This is a genomic window from Mesorhizobium sp. M7A.F.Ca.AU.002.02.1.1 (assembly GCF_003998535.1).
GTDB classification, from domain to species: Bacteria; Pseudomonadota; Alphaproteobacteria; order Rhizobiales; family Rhizobiaceae; genus Mesorhizobium; species Mesorhizobium ciceri.
Window position 1 is genome coordinate 1 of record NZ_RZPB01000641.1, and the last position, 3,482, is coordinate 3,482.

Genomic DNA, 3,482 nt, shown 5'->3' on the forward strand with positions numbered 1-3,482 from the left:
AGCATGCAGCGTATCGCGACATCAGACGACATTGCCCGGGGGCTCGATGCGCTTTGCGTGATCGACCCGCGCCTGGAAAAGGTGCGCGGCATGGCCGGCGAAGTGCCGCTGCGGCTGTCCGAACCGGGGTTTCGAAGCCTGGCGTCGATCGTCGTCTCGCAGCAAGTGTCCCGCGCCAGCGCCGATGCGATCTTCGGCCGGCTGACCAAGCTCGTCGATCCGCTGACGCCGCAGGCGATCCTGGCCGCCGGCGAGGACATGTTTCGCGAGGCCGGCCTGTCGCGGCCGAAGCAGCGCGGCCTGATCGCAATTGCCCAGGCCGTGGTCGACGGCCTCGACCTGCATCACCTCTGTTCGCTCGATGCCGAGGAGGCGATCACGACGATGACGGCGGTGTCCGGCATCGGCCCGTGGACGGCGGAAGTGTACCTCTTATTCGCCGCCGGGCACCCCGACATTTTCCCCGCGCGTGATGTCGCGCTGCAGAGCGCGGTCGGCCACGCGCTCGGCATCGAGCCGCGTCCGCCGGAGAAAACGCTGATCGCATTGGCCGAATCATGGAGCCCGTGGCGAGGTGTCGCATCGCGGCTTTTCTGGTCCTATTATCGTGAAACCAGAGGGCGGGACGCCGCGCCGCCGGCCTGAATCCGCGAAAAATCATAAAAATCATGCATTTTTGGCGCTTCAGCGACGCGACAATCCGCTTCACATCCCTGTCATGTCGGGCTTACAGTATCCGTGCCGTTCGGGTCTAGAACCAAGGAGGTGAACACGTGACGGTTGCCGTATCTCCGGATGGGCTTCCAGCACTGGTGCTGAATGCGGATTACCGTCCGCTCAGCTATTACCCCTTGTCGCTCTGGTCGTGGCAGGACGCTATCAAGGCGGTGTTCCTCGACCGGGTGAACATCGTCGCCGAATACGAGCACGCCGTCTCCTCGCCGACCTTCTCGATGAAGCTGCCGAGCGTTGTCAGTCTTAAGGCCTATGTGAAGCCCTCCAGGCACCCGGCCTTCACCCGCTTCAACGTCTTCCTGCGCGATCGCTTCCAGTGCCAGTATTGCGGCACGCCGGAGGACCTGACCTTCGATCACGTCATCCCCCGCCATCGCGGCGGCGCGACGACGTGGGAGAATGTCGTTGCCGCCTGTTCGCCGTGCAATTTGAGGAAGGGCGGCATGATGCCGGCGCATGCCAAGATGTGGCCGTTGCAGAAGCCTTTCCAGCCGACGGTGCACGATCTGCACAACAATGGCCGCCTGTTCCCGCCCAACCATCTGCATGAGAGCTGGATGGATTATCTCTACTGGGATGTCGAACTCGAACCATAGAGTTCGGCACAAATCCGCCATGCTGGCCGCCTGACGCAGCTTTCTGCGCTTCCGGTGCTCACGTACTTCAGTACGCTCCGCTCCGGTTCTCGAAAGCCGCGCCATCCGACTCAGCCTGGCGAATTTTTGCTCGAACTCTGCGTCGCGCCGTTCAATCGAATTGGTTTAGTCGCGGGCGAAAGCGGCTCGGAAGGCGACGGCGGCGAGGATCAGGCTGGCGATGGCGTTCCAGCCGGCCAGCGACAGGCCGAGGATGCGCAAAGCGGCCTTGTCGCAGGACGGCGGCACGAATTTGTCGAGCGCGTCGAGCACGCCCTTGCCGCCGGTGTCGACCGGTCCGGCGCCTGCGGTACAATCGGTCGGGCCGGCCCACCACTGCCATTCGACGCCGGAGTGGTAGACGCCGAGATAGAGGCCGTAGAGCATCAGGATGCCGCCGACGGCCAGCAGGCCGCGCGTCAGCCAGCTGGGTGCGTGCAGCATCGACGCAATCACCGCCAGCACCATCAGCGGGACGCCGATATAGTAGGGCGTGCGCTGTTCGAGGCAGAGGTGGCAGGGGATATAGCCGCCGAGATACTGGAAGCCGAGCGCCGAGCCAACGGTGGCGGCCATGGCGACGGCGAGGAACAAGGCGGTCAGCGTGCGCTGGCGTCCGGTGTCGGCATTCATGGTCGCTGTCATTTCAATCGGTCCGTCCGGCTTGCAATGGTTCTGTTCAGAACGCGTATTTGACCAGGATATAGAGCAAAATCAGGGCAACCGCGCCGGCGCCGGCGATCAGGCCGAGGCGCTTTTCGATGAATTCGCGGATCGGTTCGCCATAGCGGCGCAGCAGCCAGGCGAGCAGCAGGAAGCGGGCGCCGCGGGCCACGATCGCCAGCACGATGAACAGCAGCAAATTGACGCCGATGACACCGGACAGGATCGTCACCACCTTGATCGGCGGCAGGTGGGCGGCACCCGACGTGATCAGCATCAGGACGATGAAGCCGACGCCGGCGCCCGCGCGCAGTTGCTCGAACTCGTCGTACTTGCCGTAGAATTCGAGGATCGGCCTGGCGACCGCGTCATAGGCATAGTGGCCGATGAACCAGCCGGCGATGCCGCCCAGCACCGAGGCGACGGTGGCGATCAGCGCATAGCGGTAGGCGCGATCCGGCCGCGACAGCGCCATCGGCAGATAGAGCACGTCGGCCGGCACCAGGAACACCGAGCTTTCGACGAAGGCGATGAAGGCCAGCCACCATTCGGCGGATTTGCGGGCCGCCAGCGACAGGGTCCAGTCGTAAAGTCCGCGAAGCATCGGCACTCCTAATGCGTGTCGTTCAATTGCGCAGGCAGGTTGGGGTGTAACGGCATGCACAGAACAAAGACCCAGCGCACGCCATCCGTCCCCGCAGACGTGCCGCGCTTTGATGCGCCGCCTGTCTAGAAAGATTTTCCGCGCTGCACAATGGCAGCCCCGTCACGAAATCGAAAGGCGCAGTTTGGTCGCATCCGGGGCGACGAGGAATTGGCCAGTTGACGAACAGGCCTCCAACCGTATAGTCCCGCGCCATCCAGGCCGCCCGGCCTGAGCCCCTATGGCGGAATTGGTAGACGCGCTCGACTCAAAATCGAGTTCCGCAAGGAGTGCTGGTTCGATCCCGGCTAGGGGCACCACCCTTCGCTCTCCGAGCTTCGGGTGGCAGGCCACTCGAAGTTCAATAGACGAAGGGCGTCACGGTCGCTTTGGCTCCCGATACGTCTCAGCAGGCGATCAACACGCTTTGCGCGCCACGCTGGGGTCGCCGTCATTGGCCGGGCCGATCTCGCCAGCTGCCAGCAATTCGTCGAATGTCCGTTCTAGGTCGGCGCTGTCATCGGCTGCCGGTCCGCTGGGCGGATCCTGGCGTGTCAGCGTTTCCAGCCTTTGGTGAAGCTGGCGGTTCTCGTTGCGGCAACGGGCATGCGCGAGTTCGTCGGTCATGCCGCGCAAGCGGAGATCGGCGAGTTGAACCTTCACCGCGCCACAGTCTCGGCGCGCCGCGTCGCGCTCCTGGCGTAAATTCGCAATCTCGGTTTCCGAGGTTTGGCGCCGATGCTCGGCCACGTCCTCGGCGCGCTGCCCGGCGCTCGGCGTTGCGCGGACCACGCTTTGATCGGGGG

5 protein-coding genes and 1 tRNA gene are annotated in these 3,482 nt (G+C 64.1%); 3 read left to right on the top strand and 3 right to left on the bottom strand.

Annotated elements, in window-relative coordinates:
* Positions 1-3: 3 nt before the first annotated feature.
* Both EN879_RS28455 and EN879_RS28460 read left to right on the top strand, forming a co-directional pair.
* Positions 4-645 (top strand): DNA-3-methyladenine glycosylase, encoded by a 642-nt coding sequence (locus tag EN879_RS28455; RefSeq protein ID WP_013529433.1) that lies wholly within the window; start codon positions 4-6, stop codon positions 643-645.
* A 128-nt stretch (positions 646-773) separates the two neighbouring features.
* A complete protein-coding gene (locus EN879_RS28460; RefSeq protein WP_006328497.1) occupies positions 774-1,331 on the top strand; it encodes an HNH endonuclease in 558 nt (185 codons plus the stop codon).
* Between the two features lie 165 nt (positions 1,332-1,496).
* Here EN879_RS28460 and EN879_RS28465 read toward each other — a convergent pair whose 3' ends face one another.
* The gene (locus EN879_RS28465; protein WP_063169081.1) at positions 1,497-2,015 is read right to left on the bottom strand and encodes a disulfide bond formation protein B; all 519 of its coding nucleotides are present in this window, start codon (positions 2,013-2,015) and stop codon (positions 1,497-1,499) included.
* A gap of 34 nt (positions 2,016-2,049) precedes the next feature.
* Positions 2,050-2,637 carry a YqaA family protein gene (locus EN879_RS28470; protein WP_013529435.1) on the bottom strand — a complete coding sequence of 196 codons (588 nt, stop codon included), beginning with the start codon at positions 2,635-2,637 and terminating at the stop codon, positions 2,050-2,052.
* Positions 2,638-2,911: 274 nt separating this feature from the next.
* Here EN879_RS28470 and EN879_RS28475 point away from each other — a divergent pair.
* Positions 2,912-2,996, top strand: a tRNA-Leu gene (locus tag EN879_RS28475).
* A gap of 97 nt (positions 2,997-3,093) precedes the next feature.
* Here the strand turns inward: EN879_RS28475 and EN879_RS28480 are convergent.
* Positions 3,094-3,482 (bottom strand): hypothetical protein (locus tag EN879_RS28480; RefSeq protein WP_206521021.1); only part of this gene is annotated, 389 nt, incomplete at its 5' end.

Bases quoted from the DNA above. Each gene is read 5' to 3' on its own strand.
- EN879_RS28465 (WP_063169081.1), bottom strand. From the start codon at position 2,015: ATGACAGCGACCATGAATGCCGACACCGGACGCCAGCGCACGCTGACC.
- EN879_RS28470 (WP_013529435.1), bottom strand. From the start codon at position 2,637: ATGCTTCGCGGACTTTACGACTGGACCCTGTCGCTGGCGGCCCGCAAA.
- EN879_RS28455 (WP_013529433.1), top strand. From the start codon at position 4: ATGCAGCGTATCGCGACATCAGACGACATTGCCCGGGGGCTCGATGCG.